Annotated in this window: 23 protein-coding genes; 8 read left to right on the top strand and 15 right to left on the bottom strand. The window is 44.9% G+C overall.

What is annotated here, in order from left to right; translation table 11 throughout:
• The first annotated feature begins 14 nt into the window (after nucleotides 1-14).
• From L5M29_RS17520 to L5M29_RS17530, 3 genes are read left to right on the top strand one after another with little or no spacing between them, the layout of a single operon-like run.
• A complete protein-coding gene (locus L5M29_RS17520; protein WP_263169151.1) occupies nucleotides 15-290 on the top strand; it encodes a hypothetical protein in 276 nt (91 codons plus the stop codon).
• Entirely contained in the window at nucleotides 283-456 is a 174-nt protein-coding gene (locus tag L5M29_RS17525) for a hypothetical protein (protein ID WP_263169152.1), read from the top strand. The genes L5M29_RS17520 and L5M29_RS17525 overlap by 8 nt, the downstream gene beginning before the upstream one ends.
• Nucleotides 453-704, top strand: a complete 252-nt coding sequence (locus tag L5M29_RS17530) for a hypothetical protein (protein WP_263169155.1) — start codon at nucleotides 453-455, stop codon at nucleotides 702-704. The genes L5M29_RS17525 and L5M29_RS17530 overlap by 4 nt, the downstream gene beginning before the upstream one ends.
• A gap of 32 nt (nucleotides 705-736) precedes the next feature.
• Here the strand turns inward: L5M29_RS17530 and L5M29_RS17535 are convergent, their stop codons facing one another.
• Nucleotides 737-1,222, bottom strand: coding sequence for a hypothetical protein (locus tag L5M29_RS17535; protein WP_263169157.1), 486 nt, complete (start codon nucleotides 1,220-1,222; stop codon nucleotides 737-739).
• Nucleotides 1,223-2,175: 953 nt separating this feature from the next.
• Between L5M29_RS17535 and L5M29_RS17540 the strand changes: the two genes are divergently transcribed.
• Complete coding sequence (locus tag L5M29_RS17540) at nucleotides 2,176-2,640, top strand: chemotaxis protein CheX (RefSeq protein WP_105251417.1); 465 nt, start codon at nucleotides 2,176-2,178, stop codon at nucleotides 2,638-2,640.
• Nucleotides 2,641-3,064: 424 nt separating this feature from the next.
• Here the strand turns inward: L5M29_RS17540 and alr are convergent, their stop codons facing one another.
• Together alr and dnaB are read right to left on the bottom strand one after the other, a co-directional pair.
• Nucleotides 3,065-4,141, bottom strand: a complete 1,077-nt coding sequence (gene alr / locus L5M29_RS17545; RefSeq protein ID WP_263169160.1) for an alanine racemase — start codon at nucleotides 4,139-4,141, stop codon at nucleotides 3,065-3,067.
• Between the two features lie 102 nt (nucleotides 4,142-4,243).
• Nucleotides 4,244-5,650, bottom strand: a complete 1,407-nt coding sequence (dnaB, locus tag L5M29_RS17550; RefSeq protein ID WP_105251415.1) for a replicative DNA helicase — start codon at nucleotides 5,648-5,650, stop codon at nucleotides 4,244-4,246.
• A gap of 125 nt (nucleotides 5,651-5,775) precedes the next feature.
• Here dnaB and L5M29_RS17555 point away from each other — a divergent pair, with 125 nt between their 5' ends.
• Nucleotides 5,776-7,974 carry a S46 family peptidase gene (locus L5M29_RS17555; RefSeq protein WP_263169162.1) on the top strand — a complete coding sequence of 733 codons (2,199 nt, stop codon included), beginning with the start codon at nucleotides 5,776-5,778 and terminating at the stop codon, nucleotides 7,972-7,974.
• Nucleotides 7,975-8,228: 254 nt separating this feature from the next.
• Here the strand turns inward: L5M29_RS17555 and rplI are convergent, their stop codons facing one another.
• Genes rplI through rpsF form a run of 4 tightly spaced genes read right to left on the bottom strand, consistent with a single transcriptional unit; the run spans nucleotide 8,229 to nucleotide 9,667 of the window.
• Complete coding sequence (gene rplI / locus L5M29_RS17560) at nucleotides 8,229-8,681, bottom strand: 50S ribosomal protein L9 (RefSeq protein WP_113939970.1); 453 nt, start codon at nucleotides 8,679-8,681, stop codon at nucleotides 8,229-8,231.
• A gap of 36 nt (nucleotides 8,682-8,717) precedes the next feature.
• Entirely contained in the window at nucleotides 8,718-8,945 is a 228-nt protein-coding gene (rpsR, locus tag L5M29_RS17565) for a 30S ribosomal protein S18 (protein WP_006083042.1), read from the bottom strand.
• Nucleotides 8,946-8,957: 12 nt separating this feature from the next.
• Nucleotides 8,958-9,263 (bottom strand): primosomal replication protein N, encoded by a 306-nt coding sequence (gene priB, locus L5M29_RS17570; RefSeq protein WP_105251411.1) that lies wholly within the window; start codon nucleotides 9,261-9,263, stop codon nucleotides 8,958-8,960.
• A gap of 8 nt (nucleotides 9,264-9,271) precedes the next feature.
• Entirely contained in the window at nucleotides 9,272-9,667 is a 396-nt protein-coding gene (gene rpsF, locus L5M29_RS17575; RefSeq protein ID WP_105251410.1) for a 30S ribosomal protein S6, read from the bottom strand.
• A 213-nt stretch (nucleotides 9,668-9,880) separates the two neighbouring features.
• Between rpsF and L5M29_RS17580 the strand changes: the two genes are divergently transcribed.
• On the top strand, nucleotides 9,881-10,624 hold the full coding sequence (locus L5M29_RS17580; protein WP_212600147.1) for a YdiY family protein: 744 nt from the start codon (nucleotides 9,881-9,883) through the stop codon (nucleotides 10,622-10,624).
• A gap of 242 nt (nucleotides 10,625-10,866) precedes the next feature.
• Nucleotides 10,867-12,309 (top strand): MFS transporter, encoded by a 1,443-nt coding sequence (locus L5M29_RS17585; RefSeq protein ID WP_263169163.1) that lies wholly within the window; start codon nucleotides 10,867-10,869, stop codon nucleotides 12,307-12,309.
• A 127-nt stretch (nucleotides 12,310-12,436) separates the two neighbouring features.
• On the opposite strand, the gene rlmB is transcribed toward L5M29_RS17585, so the two are convergent.
• From rlmB to zapE, 8 genes are all read right to left on the bottom strand, one after another.
• Nucleotides 12,437-13,177 (bottom strand): 23S rRNA (guanosine(2251)-2'-O)-methyltransferase RlmB, encoded by a 741-nt coding sequence (rlmB, locus tag L5M29_RS17590; protein ID WP_028759536.1) that lies wholly within the window; start codon nucleotides 13,175-13,177, stop codon nucleotides 12,437-12,439.
• Nucleotides 13,178-15,601, bottom strand: coding sequence for a ribonuclease R (gene rnr, locus L5M29_RS17595; protein ID WP_263169165.1), 2,424 nt, complete (start codon nucleotides 15,599-15,601; stop codon nucleotides 13,178-13,180).
• 39 nt (nucleotides 15,602-15,640) lie between these two features.
• Complete coding sequence (gene motX, locus L5M29_RS17600; protein ID WP_113939975.1) at nucleotides 15,641-16,297, bottom strand: flagellar protein MotX; 657 nt, start codon at nucleotides 16,295-16,297, stop codon at nucleotides 15,641-15,643.
• Between the two features lie 112 nt (nucleotides 16,298-16,409).
• A complete protein-coding gene (locus L5M29_RS17605) occupies nucleotides 16,410-17,705 on the bottom strand; it encodes an adenylosuccinate synthase (protein WP_263169168.1) in 1,296 nt (431 codons plus the stop codon).
• Nucleotides 17,706-17,777: 72 nt separating this feature from the next.
• Nucleotides 17,778-17,966 (bottom strand): DUF2065 domain-containing protein, encoded by a 189-nt coding sequence (locus L5M29_RS17610; protein WP_105251404.1) that lies wholly within the window; start codon nucleotides 17,964-17,966, stop codon nucleotides 17,778-17,780.
• 138 nt (nucleotides 17,967-18,104) lie between these two features.
• Nucleotides 18,105-18,497 (bottom strand): 30S ribosomal protein S9, encoded by a 393-nt coding sequence (gene rpsI, locus L5M29_RS17615; protein ID WP_006083052.1) that lies wholly within the window; start codon nucleotides 18,495-18,497, stop codon nucleotides 18,105-18,107.
• Between the two features lie 14 nt (nucleotides 18,498-18,511).
• Nucleotides 18,512-18,940 (bottom strand): 50S ribosomal protein L13, encoded by a 429-nt coding sequence (gene rplM / locus L5M29_RS17620; RefSeq protein ID WP_105251403.1) that lies wholly within the window; start codon nucleotides 18,938-18,940, stop codon nucleotides 18,512-18,514.
• A 290-nt stretch (nucleotides 18,941-19,230) separates the two neighbouring features.
• Nucleotides 19,231-20,343: a cell division protein ZapE gene (gene zapE, locus L5M29_RS17625; RefSeq protein WP_168825494.1), complete on the bottom strand. Its 1,113-nt coding sequence runs from the start codon at nucleotides 20,341-20,343 to the stop codon at nucleotides 19,231-19,233.
• A 411-nt stretch (nucleotides 20,344-20,754) separates the two neighbouring features.
• On the opposite strand from zapE, the gene degQ reads away from it, so the two are divergent.
• Nucleotides 20,755-22,107, top strand: a complete 1,353-nt coding sequence (gene degQ / locus L5M29_RS17630; protein WP_131524126.1) for a Do family serine endopeptidase DegQ — start codon at nucleotides 20,755-20,757, stop codon at nucleotides 22,105-22,107.
• The last annotated feature ends 107 nt before the right edge of the window (nucleotides 22,108-22,214 follow it).

Below are 22,214 nucleotides of genomic sequence, written 5' to 3' on the forward strand. Positions count from 1 at the left end.
CAAGGTGGTAATTAATGTTTGAGTTCACTGAAGATAAAAAAAGTTTAAGGCCTAGATATATTGGCACAATCAAACATAACGGCATTAGAAGAACGTTAATGGTGTTAATGACATTTCCCACTATTTTCGCGGTTATTTCTTTAAATGCTTTCGGCTTTTTGGTTCATATTATCATGGCATTTTGGAAGCTGATTATACTTGGTACATTCAAGACTTTTGCTGGTATGTTTCAGGCTAAAACATGGGAAGTATGGCATAAGCCAAGGCAGGTGAAGCATGAAGATGAATGACAGACTTAACCTAGCTATCGCAGAGAACGCCCAGCTTAAAGCCAGAATTACCGAGCTTGAGCAACAAGTGGTAATCCTGAGTAAGCGCCCTGAGTTTGATCTATCAACTGTTCAAGGCCGTGAGCAAGCAGTGATTGCTCGATTAGATAGGATGGGGATGAAATGAACATATCTGAACTGTACTTATCAGGCATGAGCATTGAAGAAGTTTCAGCAGAAACTGGAATATCTATGTGGATAGTCCGTAGTACATTGCGGAAACAGGGTATTAGCAGACCACGTAAGTTAGCGATCAGCATGTCAAAACGTAAAGAGACGCGCAATGATGGCTATCTCGACAAGTTAGAAAAGAAAGAGTCAGCGCTCTATATAAAAGCAAACCAGTTGTTTAAACCGCTTTCTAGGTCGCATTAAGACCAAATGAATAAAAGGGCCAAACGGCCATTTTATTTTATCTCATTTTTAAGCTGCTCAATTTGTCTATCAATAGATGACACCAATGTGTCAGCCTCTTGGGCTGCTGCCACTTGTTCTTGCGCTAAGCTTTGCTGCCACGTTGCACCGGCTAAGTTGTTATTCGCGTACTGTCTGCTTTCGCGGAGGTTACGCAACCGCTGATCACGAGCAGCAATTACCCGCTTACGATCACCCTCAAGCCGAGTGATTTCACGAGTAATACGTTGCTTCTCAATATACGTACTGATTTCTTTTTTCTTATCAGAAGTTGCGTTTGAACCCACGCTTGATTGAGAAATGCTGTCACTGCTTTTAATAAAGCTACCGACGCCACTTAAATCAACTGGCTGACTGTTTTCATCACAGGGATCTGCTTGATACTTTCCATCAGCACATTTATAGACTTCAGCATTAGCCGAAAAAGTAGGACCGATCGTTAATATCAGTGCGAGTATTATTAAAGTTTTTCTATCCATAGATCACCTCAATGCTTATTGAGCAATCATATCACCAGCGGGGAACCATGAAACAACTTTTTAAAATCGGTGATCCTATAGTGAACCACACTTTTAACCACCTTATATAAATCAAATGGTTAAATTAAAATCTTACCAATCCAACATGGGCGCAACGCTAAATGTCCTATCGATTGGAATAGTTGATATAACAGGGGTTTTACTCATTTTAGATTGAATCATCACACTCACATTTTAAGCTGTTTTTACACATTTGTGCATTTGTCTAATTGCTGGGCATCCTGTGAGGTATCCCAAATTATAAGATTGAGCGCTCAAGATGATGTTCCCAGTAATTGACCTGAAAACACGTACTGAACAACACACTACAAATGCGTCGTCAGGGTGAAGCAAAAAATGAGACAGTTTACAGCGAACATCGCACTTTTACAAAGTCAGCTAAGACGCTCAAGGCCAAGACGCCTTTTTGATAGCACTCCACAATGCCGAAAATAGCCATATAAAATGGGATTACGTAAGACGCGATGGGATAGAGAGTTGAGTAGCAACGCCTTCTCACGAGTTAAGTGCAAATAAAAGTCGAGTTACTCCATAAAAAGGCTAAAAAACTTTGCAGCATCGGCACTCATGAGCCACTATGAATGGGGCTAATGCAGCCCATTTTTGTATGTATGAGACGTAAACAACGCTATTTGACGATAAGCGTCTTCCAAGCAAACTTATGAACCATCTACAAAACGGTCTAAACAATAAAGGACACGGTTATATGGAGCTTTAGCGGCCTATAACTCAGATAAATGATAAGAATATCTTTAAATTAGCCTCACATTTATAGCTGTCTCATCTAAGCTGATAGAGTGTGATCAAGATTGCTGTCGATAAGCAACTTTTCTAATAGCCTTAAGCAATGCCATTACTCCATGGTTTAGGCTCAAAAGAGGACAAACTTAGGCATGAACGTTAATTTTATTAATCCTTTCCTCCAATCTTTGCTCAATGTCATATCTACGATGGCGAGCATGGATTTGACGCCGGGCAAACCCCAAATCAAAGTAGATAACTTAGCTAAGGGTGATGTATCCGGCCTAATAGGTCTTGTTGGACCCCAAACAAAAGGATCACTGTCGATTACCTTCGAACAAAAGCTTGTTTTGCAGATAATGCAGAATATGCTGGGCGAAAACCCGGGTAAAATTAACGAGGAAGTGACTGACTTAGTAGGCGAAATTACGAATATGGTGACTGGTGGCGCAAAAAATCTTTTGGGTCAAAAAGGCTATGAATTTGAAATGGCCACTCCTATGGTCGTATCAGGAAAAGGCCATACTATTTCCCATAAAGCTAATGGCACTAAGATTATCATGCCATTTACAAGCCCGCATGGTACTGCTTATATTGAAATATGTTTTGAAAACTAATAGCTTAAATGCATCAAGCCAGTCAGCTCAAAATACATTAAATATCCTGTCGCTCTGGATCTTATGTTTCATTCGCTTATTTAAAGCCAGATAACAAAGATCAGAACGGCTGGTTTACCGTAACCTGAATTGAGATATTTTTATCGTCTATTTTGCCGCCTAACACCAGTTCAGCACAGCTTCATCCTCAGGTCCAAAACATATTGCGTCGCCAACGGTGAACTACAAACCACTATTTTGCTTATCTCAGCCCTACTGGTTCGACACTTCTCCCGCTAATAAATACATATAATTCATAGTGTTATTTGCAGTAACCACTCGTGTAGTGACAATTATTCATCCTGACACTTTACATAAAAGAAAACGGTGTTTAATCACCCTTTTCTTACTAAAAAGTGTCCCAGAATAATTCCATCTGTCAGGGTTAAGCTAAGCAAACAGCAACCCTTGGCGTAAGCTTAGTGACTAATTCGTAAGCGATAGTGCCAATATGTTCAGCGACTTCCTCCACGGGTAATGCCTTACCCCACAGCAATGCACTATCCCCAACTTTATCTTGTGCCCCTTGGCCTAAGTCAACAGTCAACATGTCCATAGAAACACGGCCGACTATGGGTACGCGGCGACCATTGACCCACACGGGCGTGCCTTCCGGTGCATTGCGAGGATAACCATCACCATAACCAATCGCCACTACGCCTAAACGAGTATCTTGCTTCGCGGTCCAGAAACAACCATAGCCCACTGGCTGATTGGCTTTATGATCCCGTACCGCAATCAACTGTGATACCAATTCCATCGCAGGAACTAGCCCGTGATTCGCACCGCAATCACCAGTAACAGGAGATACACCATAGAGTGCGATACCAGGACGGATCCAATCGCCTTGGCTCTGAGGCCAATACAAGGCACCAGCAGAGTTTGCTAAGGTTCTAAATCCGGGCAAGCCTGCCGTTAACGTATTAAAAGCCGCCATCTGTACTGAGGTATAGGTGTTTTCAGGCTCGTCCGCACAGGCAAAATGTGTCATCAAATGGATCGGTTTTGCCACATTGGGACAGGCCATTAACCTTGCGTAAACCGTTGAAAATTGTTCGGGCGTAAAACCTAAACGATGCATGCCTGAATCCACTTTAAGCCAGACAGTGACAGGTTTTGACAACACAGTTTGCTCTAACATCTCAAGCTGAGAACAGTGGTGCACTACAGTGTCAATATCATGCCCGACGAGTAACGGAAGATCGGTGGCACGGAAAAAACCTTCCAGCAACAATAAACGCGCTGTCACGCCGCCCGATCGTAATTCTAAGGCTTCATCCAATCGTGCTAGGCCAAAGCCATCGGCACTAACTAAACAATTAGCGACATTCAATAATCCATGACCATAACCGTTCGCTTTAACGACGGCCATCACACGACTCGCTGGTGCCTGTTGACGCAACGCAGCGAGATTGGTTTGCAGTGCACTACTGCTAATTTCTGCACGGGGAAAAGGGTTCAAAATTTACCTTGTTTACTCAGGAAATAAAAAGTCACGGATATAAAAAATACATCAATACAGCTCATCTTCTGCAAACGCAAACTGACTGTTTTTAAACGTCAATTAATCTTCTTCAAACTGCGGCCCAGCATAATTATCGAAACGCGAAAATTGCCCTTGGAAAGTGAGCCGCACCCGACCAATGGGGCCGTTACGTTGCTTACCAATGATGATTTCTGCCGTGCCTTTATCTTGAGAATCGTTGTTATACACTTCATCGCGATAAATAAACATGATGAGATCCGCATCTTGCTCGATAGCGCCTGATTCACGTAAATCCGAGTTAACAGGACGTTTATCGGCCCTTTGTTCGAGCGAGCGGTTAAGCTGCGACAGGGCAATAATCGGGATTTCCAACTCTTTGGCTAATGCTTTCAGCGAGCGTGAAATTTCAGAAATTTCTAAGGTACGGTTATCTTTTAAGGCGGGCACCTGCATTAACTGCAGGTAATCTATCATGATCATAGATAAACCACCGTACTCACGGGCAATACGACGCGCGCGGCTACGAACTTCTGTCGGGGTTAATCCCGAACCATCATCAATATACATTTTGCCTTGCTCGAGCATGATACCCATAGTCGATGAAACCCGCGCCCAATCCTCGTCATCGAGTTGACCAGTACGGATCTTAGTTTGATCAACGCGACCCAAGGAGGCCAGCATACGCATCATAATCTGTTCGGACGGCATCTCGAGACTGAAAATAAGTACGGGTTTATCTTCATTCATTGCGGCCTGTTCGCACAAGTTCATCGCGAAGGTGGTTTTACCCATAGAAGGACGCGCCGCAACGATAATCAAGTCACCGGACTGGAAGCCTGCGGTCATTTTATCGAGATCGTTAAAACCGCTCGATACTCCAGTCACACCGTTATGGGGGTTGTTATAAAGCTGCTCAATCTTATCGACGGTTTTTTCCAGAATGGTTTTAATGCCTTCGGGACCTTCGTTAGCATTAGTTCGCATCTCGGCGATCTTAAAGACTTTACTCTCAGCCAGGTCGAGTAATTCACCCGAGTCCCGACCTTCTGGGTTATAGCCCGCATCGGCAATCTCATGCGCGACGCGGATCATGTCACGAACGACAGCACGTTCACGGACGATTTCAGCGTAAGATAAAATATTACCCGCACTTGGGGTATTTTTCGCAATCTCACCTAAATAGGCAAAACCACCGGCATCTTCTAATTGGTTCTCAACTTCTAACTGTTCAGAAACAGTGATCAAATCGATCGGTTGCCCTAAATCAACCAATCTGTGCATGGCAGAAAAGATCATCTTATGTGAGCGAGAGTAAAAATCCTCTTTTACGACAGCCTCTGCGACCCTGTCCCACGCTTCGGCATCTAACATCAAGCCGCCTAATACCGATTGTTCAGCCTCAATTGAATGCGGTGGCAGCTTGAGTCCATCAAGCTGCAAATCTCTTGGCTTACTTTTAGGCTTAAAAGCACCTTGTTGTGACATTAACGCTCCCGATTTCCAACAACTTAACAAAATATGATATAAAACCCGCGTCAAGCAAACAGGATGTTTACACTCGCCTGTTATTTCATTCCAACGGACACTCTAACAATCAATAAGGAAAGAACATGCGTATTGCATTGGTTGCGGCCTTAGTACTGACATCCGGCATAGCAACTGCCGACGAAGGACAATGGCAACCTTATCAAATGCCTTCAATTGCAGACAAACTCAGTGAACGCGGAATCGATATTCCGGCAGAAAAACTGGCCGAACTGACAAGTTATCCAATGAACGCTGTGGTTGGGCTGGGCTATTGTACCGCCAGTTTTGTCTCCCCCCAAGGGCTAGTTGTGACAAACCACCATTGTGCCTACAAGGCGATACAATATAACACTAAGCAAGAGCATAACTACCTAGAACAAGGCTTTTTAGCAACATCGATGGACAAGGAACCCTCTGCCGGTCCTAACGAACGTTTATACATCACAGAAGCAGTGACCAATGTCACCGCGCAAATCAATAAAGACCTCAGCCAAGACCCGCTAAGTCGTTACGAAGACATTCAAAATCACAGTAAAGCGCTCATCAAAAGCTGTGAAGCCGATGCTAACTATCGTTGTAATGTGCGCAGTTTCCATAACGGCTTAGAATACTACTTAATCAAGCAATTGATGATCCGCGATGTGCGCTTAGTCTACGCACCACCTGAAAGTGTTGGGGGCTATGGTGGCGATATTGATAACTATGAATATCCACGCCATTCGGGTGATTTTGCCTTCCTACGGGCTTATGTGGGTAAAGATGGCAAACCCGCCGTGTATAGCGACGATAATATTCCTTACCAGCCAAAGAGTTACCTTAAGGTCAATGCCGATGGCGTAAAAGCCGGTGACGGCGTGTTTGTGGCGGGTTACCCAGGCACGACTAGCCGTTACAACCTGACCAGTGAACTTAAATTTGCCAGTGATTGGTTGTACCCAACCCAAGCTAAGCGTTATCAATTACAGATTGATACTATCGAGGCTATGGGACAAAAAGATGCCGATATCGCCATTAAGTACGCTGGTAATATGGCCTCAATGGCCAACCGGATGAAGAAACTCAACGGCCTATTAGCGGGTTTTAAAGCAACGGATATCATTGGCATTAAGCAAAGCCGTGAAGATAATTTTTTAGCTTGGCTTAAACAAAACCCTAAGCTAAATCAAAATCTCATTGCTGAGTTAGAAGTGTTACTCGCCGAGCAACAACAAGCGTTCCAAAGTAATTACTACTTTACCAATGCCCAATCTAGCACATTGTTAACCGCAGCAAACAGCCTCTACCGTCTTGCTAAAGAAAAACAAAAGCCCGATGCCGAGCGTGAGCAAGGCTACCAAGAACGTGATATTGCAATGCTAAGCTCACGTCTTAAACGTATCGATTCAAGTTTTGATGTCACTGTTGATAAGACTTTGTGGCTACAGGATTTAAATGCTTACCTTAGCCAATCAAATCGCGTAGCTGCACTCGATGAAATGCTAAGTGCGAACACTAAAGATGCCGATCTCGCAGCTAAACTCGATGGTTTGTACTCACTCACTACGCTCACAGACCAAGCTAAGCGCCTCGCGTGGATGAATGCCGATGCTAGCGCTTTCGAAACCAGTGCCGATCCCTTTATTCGTTTAGCCGTAGCACTTTATGACACGAATATGGCACAGGAAAAGTCAGAAAAAATCTTAGACGGCAAGCTGTCTAGTGCTCGCCCTGATTATATGGCGGCTGTGATCGAATACTACAAAGCAAACAACTGGCCAGTCTACCCTGACGCCAACGGTACGCTACGGATCAGCTATGGCATGGTTGATGGTTATCAATCACGTGATGCGCTCTATAAACAGCCGTTTACTCGTCTTGATGGCATAGTCGCAAAACACACAGGCGTTGAGCCCTATAATGCGCCGAAAAAACTCCTCGATGCGATTAGCGAACAACGTTTTGGCGATCATCTGGTGAAGTCGGTTTATCAAGATCCCCGAAGCTGGATTTGCAGACTCTTCTCTTGTTTAGATAAACCAGAGGAATTTAACTCAGTACCGGTTAATTTCTTATCCAGCGTGGACACCACAGGTGGTAACTCCGGCTCACCAGTCTTCAACGGAAAAGGTGAGTTAGTGGGCCTTAACTTCGACTCAACCTATGAAGCTATCACTAAAGATTGGTTCTTCAACCCAACCATCACCCGCGCAGTGCACGTGGATATTCGCTATATCCTGTGGATGATGGATGAAGTCGACCATGCCGATAATCTGATTAAAGAACTGGATTTAGTAAGAAATTAACACCCAGAGCTGAATCAGTTGATCTAAACAAAAAGCCGCTCACTGTTTTGCAGTAAGCGGCTTTTATTTGGGCTCGTATTTTAGCAGCGAATGCACTTTGGGATGATGAGATTGAATGAGTAGGCGCGTATCACCTATCGCTTAAATCCATCGCAGAGCCGATATCAAAACCTAAATATACTCAAATCCTAAATTTCAGCCATAAAAAAACACCGCCGAAGCGGTGTTTCTCTTAAGATTAAAGCAAGGAGTAATTAAGCTTCTGCAACGATAGAAACTTTAACAACAGCTTTAACTTCAGTGTGTAACTGAACTTCAACTTCGAAGTCGCCAGTAGTACGCAGAGCGCCTAATGGTAAACGAACTTCTGATTTAGCCAGCTCAACACCAGCAGCAGTCACTGCATCAGCGATGTCACGGTTGCCAACTGAACCAAACAGTTTGCCTTCATCACCCGCTTTAGAAGCAATAACAACAGCTTCCAGTGCAGTGATTTTCTCAGCACGTAGGTTAGCAGCAGCTAATTCAGCAGCTAATTTAGCTTCTAATTCAGCGCGACGAGCTTCAAATACTTTAACGTTGCTTTCGTTAGCAACAACAGCTTTACCTTGTGGCAAAAGGTAGTTACGAGCGTAACCAGCTTTAACAGTAACTTGGTCACCCAAGTTGCCTAGGTTAGCGATTTTATCAAGCAGAATAACGTTCATTATCAAATCCTCTATATTCGATTAGGAATACTGCAATTACTGATGTAAATCAGTGTATGGCAGTAGAGAAAGATAACGAGCACGCTTGATAGCGCGAGCTAGTTGGCGCTGATATTTAGCACTAGTACCAGTGATACGGCTAGGAACAATCTTGCCGCTTTCAGTGATGTAGTTCTTTAAAGTAACGATATCTTTGTAATCAATTTCTGCAACACCTTCAGCGGTGAAACGGCAGAACTTGCGACGACGGAAATAACGTGCCATGTTGACAGTCTCCTAAGTTTTCAATTCGACATTTTCGGCATGGATGACTAAGCGGTTCTGACCATTACGCCCCTGTTGAAGCGTCATAAAGCCTTGCACTTGTACTTCCACACCTGCTTTCAGATCTTCTGCGACGCTTTCAAAGCGTGGGCCACTCAATATCACTTGAATTTGTACGTAGACGTTGCGGAGCATTTCGGCTTCATAACGCTGCGATTTGTGTTCCAACATAATTACACTGTGTGCAATACCTGCTGGGCTTTTAAAGCGTCTTGAACGAGTTATCGTTCCTGACAACACCAAGTTATTGGTGGTCACAGATTACCTTACTCAGCGATTTCTTCAGCGTGAGCTTCATCATATGAGCGTTCGCCAGCTGGGCCACGACGTGAATCGCGCTCATCTCTAGCTCTAGCCATTGGAGATGCTTCAGTAACGGCAACTTTAGTACGCATTACCATGTTACGCAGAACTGCGTCGTTGAAACGGAAAGCTGTTTCTAGCTCTTCGATCGTCTCTGCTTTAGCTTCAACGTTCATCAGAACGTAGTGAGCTTTATGCAGGTCAAGGATTGGGTAAGCCAGTTGACGACGGCCCCAATCTTCTAAACGGTGGATTGTGCCGTTAGCTTCGGTGATAACACCTGTGTAACGCTCAATCATACCTGGTACTTGTTCACTTTGATCTGGGTGAACCATAAATACGATTTCGTAATGACGCATTTATTGCTCCTTACGGTTATGTAGCCTCGGTATTGGCTCAGTCAGACCAAATGGAGGCAAGGAACGAAAAATAGTGACTGATTTGAGCGCGAGATAGTACAGAAAGCAAGCCAGAAACTCAAGCAATAACTTTGCCTCGCCAATCAATACAGGTATGATGGCGGTTCGCCTACATTCGGACGTCTGAAATCAGCTAACCAAGAATAAAACATAATGCTAAAAGTTATTGCGCCAATCAGTTTGTTTTTCCTTTCATTTCCTGCGCTTGCGCTTGTTCCACCTGATTATCAGGAACCGCCCAGCGATTTTACCGCGGAAATCGAAGCTGGCTTGCAACTGAACACAGGCAATACCGAATCCAGCAGTTTTAATGGTCGAACCCAACTGATTTACGATACAAAGCAAACCAAGCAAGAAGCCACACTAAAAGCCTATTTTGCCTCAGAAAAAAGTCAAACAACCTCCGAAAAATATGAGCTACAGTTACAATCGAACTATAAACTGACTAAGGGTTATGTCTTCGGACGTGGTGATTTTACTTGGGATCAATTCGGTAGTTACACACAAATATCAACGCTTTCGAGTGGTTACGGTTTCAATGCTATCAGTAGTTATAAAACAAAACTCAGTCTCGAGTTCGGCCCAGGTTATCGATATAACTTACCTGCAGAATCGATAACCATCCCCAGCCCTGATGCCGAAAAAGATGTCATTCTTCGTACCGCTGCCAAATTCTCTCAAAAACTACAGGAATACAGCAGTCTCAATGCCGATCTCACCGCGGAAGTGGGCGAGAACAACAACACCCTCACCTTAGATATGAACTATAAAAATCTGGTGTTCCAAGATTGGGCATTTAAGATCGGTATGAACATCAAATACACTGAAGTGGTACCAGAAGGAAGCCAACCCATGGATACCATCACCACCTTCAACTTGCTTTACACTTTTAGATAACTCCTTTTAAAAAATACGAAAAAATACATAGACTAACATGACGCTCACAGCCTACTCGGCTGGCGTCTATGTGAATGCTTCACAAGCATCCCCTTGAGTTGTTCCGACATAATTCAGTGATTTTTTGAGCAGAAATGCGCAATTAATCAAGATTTACCAACAATTTGCAACACAACATAAACACTAACCCCTGATATACTCACTCCTCATTATCAATCTAGTTTGTGTTTTCGGAGTTGTATATGACTAATCCGCTGCGCACTTTCGCCTCTTTATATAGCACCACATTATTAATGGTATTAGCCGGCGGCTTGCTTACCACCTATCTTGGGCTCAGGCTCTCAGTAATGAATGTGCCACAAATATGGATTGGCGGCATGATGTCGGCCTACTATGTTGGCCTAGTGGCTGGCTCTAAGATTGGTCATCGACTTATCGCTCAAGTGGGCCATATCCGCGCCTTTGTCGCCAGTGCAGGCATAGTCGCTGCATCGGCATTAGGCCATGCACTCGTGGATGAGCTAGCGGTTTGGCTGCTCCTCAGACTTGTAGTCGGCATGGGAATGATGTGCCAATACATGGTGTTAGAAAGTTGGCTCAACGAACAAGCTGAAAGTAATCAAAGGGGCACAGTGTTTGCGAGTTATATGATCGTATCTTACTTCGGCTTAATCTTGGGCCAAGGTGCGATCAGTATTTTCCCCGACTTAGGACTAGAGCCACTACTGCTTATCGCAATTTGTTTTTCACTCTGTATCGTACCGATTTCACTCACGCGTCGTCTTCACCCTGCGCCCTTAGTGCCAGCCCCACTCAAAATTGCCTATTACTGGAAAAAAGCGCCACAAGCACTCACGACAATCGCGATTGGTAGCATGATAGTGGGTTCGTTTTATGGTCTCGCTCCCGCCTACGCCAGTAACTTAGGTTTACCGCCTGAAAAAGTCGCCACGTATATGACGGCAACGATTTTAGCGGGATTACTGGCACAGTGGCCAATGGGAAAATTGTCCGACATTATGTCCCGCAGTCGCCTTATCCGTATCAACTGTATATTGCTCGGTATCTTAGCCTTGGCTATCGCCTTAACCCCTTATCATCCGGTGATTTCACTGGTGATGACCTTTCTATTTGGTATTTTAGGTTTCACTTTTTATCCGCTCGCCACAGCGCTTGCCAACTCTCGAGTAGAGCAAAATGAGCGGGTCGGCTTATCAGCAACAATACTATTAACCTTCGGCTTAGGCGCCAGTATCGGTCCGCTTATCGCATCGACATTAATGCAATGGTTTGGCAATAACATGTTATATGGCTTTATGTCAGCCTGTACCTTAATACTCTTTGTGCGTTTACGTTATGTACATTCACAGCAAAAAGTCGAAACTAATGTCACCCAAGACTACATAATGGCGACGGGCGACTTAGTCTCTTCACCACTGGCGGCAGCATTGGACCCACGGGTTGATGTTGAATCAATTCAAGAGCATATGACGCCCAGCGCTAACTTAGATGAATCGGAGCATGATTTAGGTGCCGATGGCGTCGATGACGATATTATCGATGATAATGAGAGTGATGAGGAGCAACTCGCCTTTAGTTTCGATATTGAGCAAGCAGAGCCTGAAGCCGTTCAAATAGATGAAACTGATAGCCATCAGATCAACCTAGACAAAGCGATGACGTAAAAAAGGCCAATAAAAAACGGATTAACTTTATATCGTTAATCCGCCTTTTTATTACGACCAGTTGTTACTGCAGGTTGTTACTTCAAGCCTGATACTGCATATGTGAGATCAGGCAAACGTAAGCATATTAGCTACGACGCTGACGCACTGCTTCAAACAAGCAAATACCCGTTGCAACCGATACGTTCAAGCTAGAAACACTACCGGCCATAGGGATAGAGATCAGTGAATCGCAAGACTCACGGCTTAAGCGGCGTAAACCTTTATCTTCCGCACCCATGGCAATCGCCAATGATCCCTTGAGATCGGCTTGATAAAGCTCGCAATCTGCCTCGCCCGCAGTGCCCACAATCCACACACCTTTATCCTGCAGGTGACGCATAGTGCGCGCAAGATTAGTCACTTGGAATAAAGGCACTGTTTCCGCAGCGCCACATGCCACTTTACTCACAGTCGCCGTTAAGCCAACTGAATTGTCTTTAGGCACGATAATACCTTGTACGCCAGCCGCATCAGCATTACGTAGGCAAGCGCCTAAGTTATGGGGATCCGTCACACCATCCAAGATCAACAGGAATGCTTGCTCAGTGTTAGCAAGCAGCACATCTAAATCTTGCTCATTCAATACTTTCGCCGCTTTAACACGCGCGACTATGCCTTGATGTTGGCTGCTTTCCGCTTTGTCATCTAAGGCTTTACGAGAAGCGACTTGAATCGTCGTGCCAAAGGCTTTGGCCTGATCGGCCAGCACAGTTAAGCGCTCATCGTCACGACCTTGTAACAGCCACAACTCAATAATGCGCTCAGGGCTGTGTTTTAACAGGGCTTCAACTGCGTGGATCCCAAAAATAATATCTTGTTTTTTCATTTATTTCTTTCTCGTGCTCCGCTTAGCGGCTTTTGGCTTTTTAGCCGGATCTTTTACTGCTGCTTTTTTAGCTTTAGTGCCAGCTTTGGCCTTAGGTTTGGTTTTACCTGTTTCAGCCTTGGCGCTAGATGCCGCGGTTTTGCCTGCTTTACCTTGCTTAGCGCCTTCACGATTAACGCGCTCACGGGCTGTCATCGGCTTATCACGGCTGGCAGATGCTTTACGCTTACCACCTTTGCCGTCATCACCCAGCATAACCAAATCAATCTGTCTGTCATCTAGGTTAACTGCAGCGACCTTAACCGTCACAGGATCGCCAACTTGATAAACTTGACCTGTGTGCTCACCGATAAGACGTTGACGCATAGGGTCGAATTGGTAGTAATCGCTACCAAGACTTGAGATATGCACTAAGCCATCGATAAACAGTTCATTTAAGCGCACAAACAAACCAAAACTGGTCACTGAGGCAATTACAGCTTCAAAGGTATCGCCGACGTGATCTTGCATAAACTCACATTTCAGCCAATCGCTAACATCGCGAGTCGCTTCATCGGCACGACGTTCTGTGGTCGAACACTCTTCGCCCAATTGGTCGAGCTCATCGAGCTGATAGTGATAACCACCATCCTGCGTCCACTTCTCAGTAGCTTCACCTCTTTCCTTCGCCAGTAAATAACGGATCACACGATGTAACACTAAATCCGGATAACGGCGAATGGGCGAGGTAAAATGCGCATATTCTTCTAAGGCTAAACCGAAGTGACCTTCGTTATCCGGAGTGTAAATTGCCTGACGCATAGAGCGCAGTAACATCACTTGGATAAGTTCAGCATCAGGGCGGTCGGCAATTTGCAGCATCACGTTCTGGTAATCTGACGGCGTTGGCTCAAGTCCGCCAGGCATAGTCAAACCACGCTCAGCAAGGAACTCTTTAAAGTTCGCCAACTTTTGCTCAGATGGCGCTTCATGCACTCGGTACAGCACGTCGCCTTTGTGTTTCTTCACAAATTTAGCCGCAGATACGTTGGCTAAAATCATGCATTCTTCAATGATTTTATGGGCTTGATTACGGCCACGCGGCACGATTTTATCAATCTTGCGCTGCTCATTGAAAATGAACTGCGTTTCCATGGTTTCAAACGCAATCGCACCACGCTCGGCTCTTTGCTCATCTAGTGCTAAATACAATGACTGTAAACACTGCAAATGCGGGAACAAGACTTCATGCTCAGGCGCAATTGGGCCGCCTTCTAACATTGCTGCCACTTGGGTATAAGTGAAACGGGCATGGGAATACATTACAGCCGGATAAAACTTATAACCCGACAACTTACCTTTAGCAGATACGGTCATCTCGGCGACCATACATAAACGGTCGACGTGAGGATTAAGCGAACATAGGCCATTGGAGATTTTCTCCGGCAGCATAGGGATCACTTGCGATGGGAAATACACAGAGTTACCACGGGCACGTGCTTCGGTATCTAAGGCAGAATCAGTGCGGACATAATAACTAACGTCCGCAATCGCAACCCATAAACGCCAGCCGCCACCGGCTTTTTTCTCCGCGTACACGGCATCGTCAAAATCGCGGGCGTCTTCACCGTCGATAGTCACTAATGGCAGATGACGTAAATCCACACGACCGACTTTATCGGCGTCGGTTACTTCATCGGGAATACGGCGCAGTTTCTTCTCAATCACAGGTGACCAAGTATGGGGTAAATCATAATTACGCAGGGCAATTTCGATTTCCATCCCCGGCGCCATTTGCTTACCGAGCACTTCAGTCACTTTACCCGCAGCCTTAACAAAACGGCCTGGGCGACGCGTTAATTCAACCACAACCACATCACCTTGACGGGCGCCGTTGCGATCTTCATTCGCGACTAAAATTTCTTGGGTAATACGCTTATCATCGGCAATGACAAATGCCATACCGCTATCGACATGATAACGGCCAACAATCGCGGCACTTCGCGGCTGGATCAGACGAACCAAACGCGCTTCGCGACGGCCACGACGATCTGTGCCCGCTTTTTGTGCCAGCACTTTATCACCGTGGAAATACATCAGCATGTCGCGGTTCGAAATAAATAAGTCATCACCGCCTTCATCGGGTTTGAAAAAGCCGAAGCCTTCTCTGTGTCCGAGTACAGTGCCGGGGATAAGATCCATTTTCTCGGGCAAGCCATAGCTCTGCCCACGGGTGAACACCAGTTCGCCATCGCGTTCCATCGCACGAAGGCGACGGCGCAAGGCCTCAAGTTGTTCTTCCTCTTGGATGTTTAACGCCGCGGCAATACTGTCACGAGTGATAGGTGATTTCTGAGAACGTAAGTAATCGATAATATACTCACGGCTTGGGATAGGGTTTTCGTACTTATCCTGTTCACGCTCAAAATGAGGGTCTTTGATCATTCAATATCCAAATAATGTGTCTCTAGATTAAGAGACCATTTAACGGGTTCGCAACTGTTCTTGCTGGGCCCGCGCCACTGCACTGGGGGGCATTTTAGCTGCTAACACCTGCAGTAAAGACAAGGCTTTATTCTTAGTCGCCTCGTCCGCAAATACATCGTTATATAACCAGTGATAGGCCATCTCGTAATCCCTAGGACTACCATAACCTTCACCAAATAAACGAACTAACATCATACGAGCGGATAAACTGCCACTTGCAGCCGCAGGCAGTAAATAATGCACTGCTCTGTCTTTATTGCGGATGACAAATTTCCCACTCTGATAATACTCGGCAAGCTTTAACATCGCTTCTGAGCTACCTTGTTCGGCCGAGTCACGTAACAAAGCAATACCCTTCACAGGGTTAGCCTTCACACACGTTCCATGATTGAGCATTTCGCCCCAAAGAAATTGATATAAAGGCTGTTTTAAGACTTGGGCTCGCGCCTCAATGTCTTGGACTAACTGGCAATCATCACGTTTCACTTTCGCTAAGTATTGATTGCTACGGATCAAATCAAGCAATTGATCTTGACTATAAATATCTACCGCCTGCGTTTCAGCAAAGCACATTGAAGATACTAAAGGCAGTAGCGCAACGAGTGCTGTACGTAGCATAACGACTCTCAATGACAGTAGGATGAATACTTGCATCGGCAGTATAACCTATTTCTTGAGCTTGAGCTGAATTTCTAACCGCAGAATGAAACAGAGAAAGGCATAAAGAAGCAGAGAAAAAGGCCGTGAAACACGGCCTTAACAGATCTTAATTGAACGGATTAACCAAAATCATGGTTTCGTTACGATCAGGACCCGTAGAGATAATGTCGATTGGTGTTTCTAATAACTCTTCAAGACGCTTGATATAATTGATCGCTGCTTGAGGCAGTTGCTCAATTGATGTCGCGCCAAAAGTCGACTCGCTCCAACCCGGCATAGTTTCATAAACCGGCGTAACCAGTTCATAACCTTCAGCGGCCAGCGGAGTGACTTTAGAGATAGTGCCATCAGGATTCTGATAACCGACACAAATCTTCACTTCTTTCAGACCATCAAGTACATCTAACTTAGTCAAGCAGAAGCCGCTAACACTGTTGATTTGAACTGCGCGGCGCATTGCCACAGCATCCAACCAACCTGGACGACGCTTACGACCCGTTGTTGCACCAAACTCATGACCTTTAGTACCTAAATGATCGCCGACTTCACATAATAGTTCAGTTGGGAATGGACCTGCACCTACGCGAGTGGTGTAAGCCTTCATGATACCTAAGACATAGTCTAAGTGACGCGGACCAAAACCTGAACCCGTCGCAACACCACCGGCTGTGGTATTTGAAGAGGTTACAAATGGGTATGTTCCGTGGTCAATGTCGAGTAATGTACCTTGAGCGCCTTCGAACAGAATTGGCTCACCGGCTTTACGCGCAGTATCCAAGAGTTCAGTCACATCAACACACATGCTCTTCAGATAATCGGCCATAGCCAAAGCATCTGCTAGCGTTTGCTCGTAATCAACCGCTTCGACTTGATAGTACTCTGTCAGCATAAAGTTATGGTATTTCATAACTTCTTTCAGCTTTTCAGCAAACAGTTCAGCATTGAACAGGTCGCCTACTCGCAGACCGCGACGAGAGATCTTGTCTTCATACGCAGGTCCAATACCACGGCCAGTCGTACCAATAGCTTTATTACCGCGCGCTTTTTCACGGGCAATATCAAGGGCACAATGGAAGGGAAGGATCAGCGGACACGCTTCAGAGATCAACAGACGTTCCTCAACAGGAACTCCACGATTTTTCAGCATGTTGATCTCTTTCATCAGGGCGTCAGGTGCAAGCACCACACCGTTGCCAATAATGCATTTCACATTATCGCGCAAGATACCCGATGGGATCAGATGAAGAACGGTTTTTTCACCGTCGATAACCAAGGTATGACCAGCATTGTGGCCGCCTTGATAGCGCACTACATATTTTGCCTGTTCTGTTAGAAGGTCGACAATCTTACCTTTTCCTTCGTCACCCCATTGGGTGCCGAGAACAACTACGTTTTTGCCCATTATTTGCTGCAAGGTTGCGGTTAAAAAAGAATTTTAACAGATCTTAGTTAATAAGGGCAAGCAGGCTATTTTTTACGCAAAAATAACCCAAATCACGACTCCAGCAGTGACTAATGCCCCACCAAGTCGCTGGATAACTTGCTGATTTTGATGGGAGAGTTCATTTAAATAACGACGCCATTTATTTGGGAATAATAATGGCCCAAGGCCTTCCAAAACCAACACAAGTGCCACTGCTAGCATAAAAATTTGAAAAGTCATGCTTACCTCAAACTCACTCGCTTAATATAAATTTATTGTATATCAGCATACTCCAACCAAAGAGTTTTCTTATACCGTCAATTTTTAGCCAATAAAAAACCCAGCATAGGCTGGGTTTTTTGATATTCCAAAAACGAATTAACGCTTAGAGAATTGTGGCTTACGACGTGCTTTACGTAGACCCACTTTCTTACGCTCAACTTTACGAGCGTCACGGGTAACGAAACCAGCAGAACGTAGAGATGGACGCAGTGCTTCATCTAATTGCATCAGAGCACGGGTAATACCGTGACGGATTGCGCCTGCTTGGCCAGTGATACCACCGCCTTTAACAGTTACATAGATGTCCAGCTTGTCAGTCATTTCAACTAACTCTAAAGGTTGACGAACAACCATACGAGCAGTTTCACGACCAAAATACTGATCCAAAGGACGTTGATTTACAACGATGTTGCCACTACCTGCTTTAGCGAAAACGCGAGCTGTAGAGGTTTTGCGACGGCCAGTGCCGTAGTACTGAGTTGCAGCCATTTGCTTAATCCCGTTTAGATATCAAGAACTTGAGGTTGTTGTGCAGTGTGGTTATGTTCTGCGCCAGCGTAAACTTTCAGTTTACGGAACATGGCACGGCCCAGAGGACCTTTTGGTAACATACCCTTAACTGCTTTCTCGATGATCATTTCTGGCTTTTGCGCTTGCAGCTTTTCAAAGCTGATTTGCTTAATGCCACCAGGGAAGCCTGAATGCGAGTAGTACGTTTTGCCTTTCGCTTTGTTACCAGTAACAGTCACTTTTTCAGCATTAACAACGATGATGTAATCACCGGTATCAACGTGTGGAGTGTATTCTGGCTTATGCTTACCGCGTAAACGGACAGCGATTTCAGTAGCGATACGACCTAAAGTTTTGCCGTCTGCGTCGACGACGAACCAGTCACGAGTTACAGTTTCTGGTGTAGCAGTAAAAGTCTTCATTATTACAAAAACCCAAAGTTAATTTTCTGTCTCACATGTTGTCTGCATTTGCAAACAACACAAAATTGCCTTTTAGTACCCCTTCGAGCACCGACTTCGGCTTACAACTTCCGCCCAATTGGCGGAGTAACGTGGGCAGGTGGCGGAGTATAGACAAAGCTGAGTTAAAAATCACCTGATATTTTGATAAAAATTATAAAATATCGACCAATCGGACTTGTCATCCTAAGGATTAACAAGCCTCTGGTGATTTAAGGCCGCAGCTAATGCAAAACTCTTACGCTACTGGGTTACGGCAGGTGTTCGGTTTTTAAATAATCGTGGGATTGCATCTCAATTAAGCGTGAACGGCAACGCCTAAATTCGAAGTTAAGCAAACCATCGGCATAAATATCTTCGAGTGGCACTTGAGCCGATACAATCAGCTTTACATTGCGCTCGTAAAATTCGTCGACCATAGCTAAAAAACGTCTAGCGATGTCATCGCCAGTCAAAAAGGCGCCCATTTGTTCTATGCCACTCACGAGAACAGTATGATAAATCCGCGCAAGTTCCATGTAGTCACGCTGGCTTCGCGGACCATCACAGAGCGCTCTAAAATCGGCCAACAATACGCCCTGCGCCTGCTGTCGAATACTAATACTGCGGCCTTCTATTTCGATGTCACCAGTAAGCACCTCAGACTCAGGCGCTAACTGACTAAAATAACGTATCAGATTGGCATCAGCTTGTGCATCTAACGGATGATGATAAATCTCTGCTTGCTCAAGGGTACGCAATCGATAGTCAATGCCAGAATCCACATTGAGTACTTCACAATGTTGATTAATTAAGGCTATCGCAGGTAAGAAACGTGCGCGCTGTAAGCCATTTTTATATAAGTCATCGGGGATAATATTCGAAGTTGCAACCAGCACAACGCCTTCTTTAAATAACGCTTGAAACAGCGTACCTAATAGCATGGCATCGGTAATATCAGAGACAAAGAATTCATCGAAACAGATAACGCGATATTTCGCAGCCATCTTTTTCGCAATCACCAACAAAGGATCGCGAACGCCTTTTAACTCATCCAAATCTAAATGCAATTGATGCATAAAGCGATGGAAGTGAGCCCGCAATTTTTGTTCACCAGGCAAGGCATCAAAAAAAGTATCCATCAGGTAAGTTTTACCGCGCCCAACTCCGCCCCAAAGATACAGGCCTTTAGGTGATGCTGGTGCCGATTTTAAGCCTAATGCGCTAAACAATTTCCCAACAATAGAACTCGGCTCTTCTGCCGTAGTTAAGTCTTCATAGACACGTTGTAACGCCTTAACGGCAATTTCTTGGGCCGGATCATGGGAAAAACCATCACGAGTAAGATCTTTTTGATAATGCTGCCAAGGGCTTAACTGAGGCACGTTTAAATTCTCTTATGTCCTTTATTAAAACTGTGACGATATTAGCACGGCCAATATGACGCAGGATATATTAATGCAGAATACGACTTTTACCTTAACGCTAAACTGCATACAAACGTCTAATAAGCATCTATGCTGTAGGTCATTTTAATCGGCAAAATCCGCTGATATTAGGGCTTGAAAAATCCTAATCTCGCCCACAGATTTCTGTTCAGCAACAAGTATGAAACAGCCGAAAAATAGGCTAAAAAAATTAACATTTATTAATATAATGAACTTTTTCAATAAGGTGCGAGTCAGAGTGATTACCTAGGCAAATAGCCGGTACCGATACAGATTTGATCTGGCACTCGCACGATTGCTGATGCATTACATCCAGATCTTTCAACCCTTATTTGGAGTTATGAATAGATGAAAACAAAATTATCTGTACTTTCAGCCGCAATGTTAGCCGCGACCCTGACTATAATGCCTGTCGTCTCACAGGCCGCCATTCCACAGACGGTTGAGGGACAATCCATTCCAAGTCTTGCGCCTATGCTTGAGCGTACGACGCCCGCAGTCGTATCAGTAGCGGTAACGGGGACTCATGTTTCTAAGCAAAGAGTACCTGATGTTTTCCGTTACTTTTTCGGCCCTAATGCACCACAAGAGCAAGTGCAAGAACGTCCTTTTAGAGGCTTAGGCTCAGGCGTCATTATTGATGCAGAAAAAGGCTATATCGTCACGAACAACCATGTGATTGACGGTGCTGATGATATTCAAGTTGGTCTTCACGATGGCCGTGAAGTAAAAGCAAAACTGATTGGTACTGACTCAGAGTCAGATATCGCATTATTGCAAATTGAAGCGAAAAATCTCATCGCAATCAAATCCTCTGATTCCGATGATTTACGCGTAGGTGACTTTGCCGTTGCCATTGGTAACCCCTTCGGTTTAGGTCAAACCGTCACCTCGGGCATTGTTAGTGCTTTAGGCCGTAGCGGCTTAGGCATTGAAATGCTGGAAAACTTTATTCAAACCGATGCCGCGATTAACAGTGGTAACTCGGGCGGCGCACTCGTCAATCTTAACGGCGAGTTAATTGGGATTAACACCGCAATCGTAGCACCGGGCGGCGGTAACGTCGGTATTGGCTTTGCCATCCCTGCTAATATGGTGAAAAACCTCGTGGCACAAATTGCCGAACACGGAGAAGTACGCCGCGGTGTATTAGGTATTTCGGGACGTGATCTCGATAGCCAACTCGCCCAAGGTTTCGGTTTAGACACTCAACACGGTGGCTTCGTGAATGAAGTAGCCAAGGGCAGTGCCGCAGAGAAGGCCGGTATAAAAGCAGGTGATATCATCATCAGCGTTGATGGCCGTGGTATTAAGTCATTCCAAGAACTGCGGGCTAAAGTCGCCACTATGGGTGCAGGTGCTAACGTTGAGTTAGGACTCATCCGTGACGGTGATAAGAAAACAGTTAAAGTGACCTTAGGTGAAGCGAGCCAAACCAGTGAAACAGCGGCTGGTGCCGTGCATCCTATGCTGCAAGGTGCGTCCTTAGAAAACTCATCTAAGGGCATTGAAATTACCGATGTCGCACAAGGCTCACCCGCGGCCATGAGTGGCTTACAAAAAGGAGATGTGATTGTCGGTATTAACCGTACTGCGATTAAAGATCTTAAGACACTTAAAGCACAACTTAAAGATCAAGAAGGTGCCGTTGCACTGAAGATAATGCGTGATAAGAGCATGTTGTATTTAGTCCTACGTTAATCGACAAAATAGGCCATTTTTTCTGCCACAGATAAGCATAGGGAGCTTAGGTTCCCTATGCTTACATCGATTAAACATGTTAATCTAACTCACCTTTTTCTAGATCC

Origin of the sequence: Shewanella sp. SM95, from assembly GCF_025653595.1 — a bacterium.
GTDB lineage: Bacteria > Pseudomonadota > Gammaproteobacteria > Enterobacterales > Shewanellaceae > Shewanella > Shewanella oncorhynchi.

Bases quoted from the DNA above. Each gene is read 5' to 3' on its own strand.
- L5M29_RS17520 (WP_263169151.1), top strand. From the start codon at position 15: ATGTTTGAGTTCACTGAAGATAAAAAAAGTTTAAGGCCTAGATATATT.
- L5M29_RS17525 (WP_263169152.1), top strand. From the start codon at position 283: ATGAATGACAGACTTAACCTAGCTATCGCAGAGAACGCCCAGCTTAAA.
- L5M29_RS17530 (WP_263169155.1), top strand. From the start codon at position 453: ATGAACATATCTGAACTGTACTTATCAGGCATGAGCATTGAAGAAGTT.
- L5M29_RS17535 (WP_263169157.1), bottom strand. From the start codon at position 1,222: ATGGATAGAAAAACTTTAATAATACTCGCACTGATATTAACGATCGGT.
- L5M29_RS17540 (WP_105251417.1), top strand. From the start codon at position 2,176: ATGAACGTTAATTTTATTAATCCTTTCCTCCAATCTTTGCTCAATGTC.
- dnaB (WP_105251415.1), bottom strand. From the start codon at position 5,650: ATGTCACAACAAGGTGCTTTTAAGCCTAAAAGTAAGCCAAGAGATTTG.
- L5M29_RS17555 (WP_263169162.1), top strand. From the start codon at position 5,776: ATGCGTATTGCATTGGTTGCGGCCTTAGTACTGACATCCGGCATAGCA.
- rplI (WP_113939970.1), bottom strand. From the start codon at position 8,681: ATGAACGTTATTCTGCTTGATAAAATCGCTAACCTAGGCAACTTGGGT.
- rpsR (WP_006083042.1), bottom strand. From the start codon at position 8,945: ATGGCACGTTATTTCCGTCGTCGCAAGTTCTGCCGTTTCACCGCTGAA.
- rpsF (WP_105251410.1), bottom strand. From the start codon at position 9,667: ATGCGTCATTACGAAATCGTATTTATGGTTCACCCAGATCAAAGTGAA.
- L5M29_RS17580 (WP_212600147.1), top strand. From the start codon at position 9,881: ATGCTAAAAGTTATTGCGCCAATCAGTTTGTTTTTCCTTTCATTTCCT.
- L5M29_RS17585 (WP_263169163.1), top strand. From the start codon at position 10,867: ATGACTAATCCGCTGCGCACTTTCGCCTCTTTATATAGCACCACATTA.
- rlmB (WP_028759536.1), bottom strand. From the start codon at position 13,177: ATGAAAAAACAAGATATTATTTTTGGGATCCACGCAGTTGAAGCCCTG.
- rnr (WP_263169165.1), bottom strand. From the start codon at position 15,601: ATGATCAAAGACCCTCATTTTGAGCGTGAACAGGATAAGTACGAAAAC.
- motX (WP_113939975.1), bottom strand. From the start codon at position 16,297: ATGCAAGTATTCATCCTACTGTCATTGAGAGTCGTTATGCTACGTACA.
- L5M29_RS17605 (WP_263169168.1), bottom strand. From the start codon at position 17,705: ATGGGCAAAAACGTAGTTGTTCTCGGCACCCAATGGGGTGACGAAGGA.
- L5M29_RS17610 (WP_105251404.1), bottom strand. From the start codon at position 17,966: ATGACTTTTCAAATTTTTATGCTAGCAGTGGCACTTGTGTTGGTTTTG.
- rpsI (WP_006083052.1), bottom strand. From the start codon at position 18,497: ATGGCTGCAACTCAGTACTACGGCACTGGCCGTCGCAAAACCTCTACA.
- rplM (WP_105251403.1), bottom strand. From the start codon at position 18,940: ATGAAGACTTTTACTGCTACACCAGAAACTGTAACTCGTGACTGGTTC.
- degQ (WP_131524126.1), top strand. From the start codon at position 20,755: ATGAAAACAAAATTATCTGTACTTTCAGCCGCAATGTTAGCCGCGACC.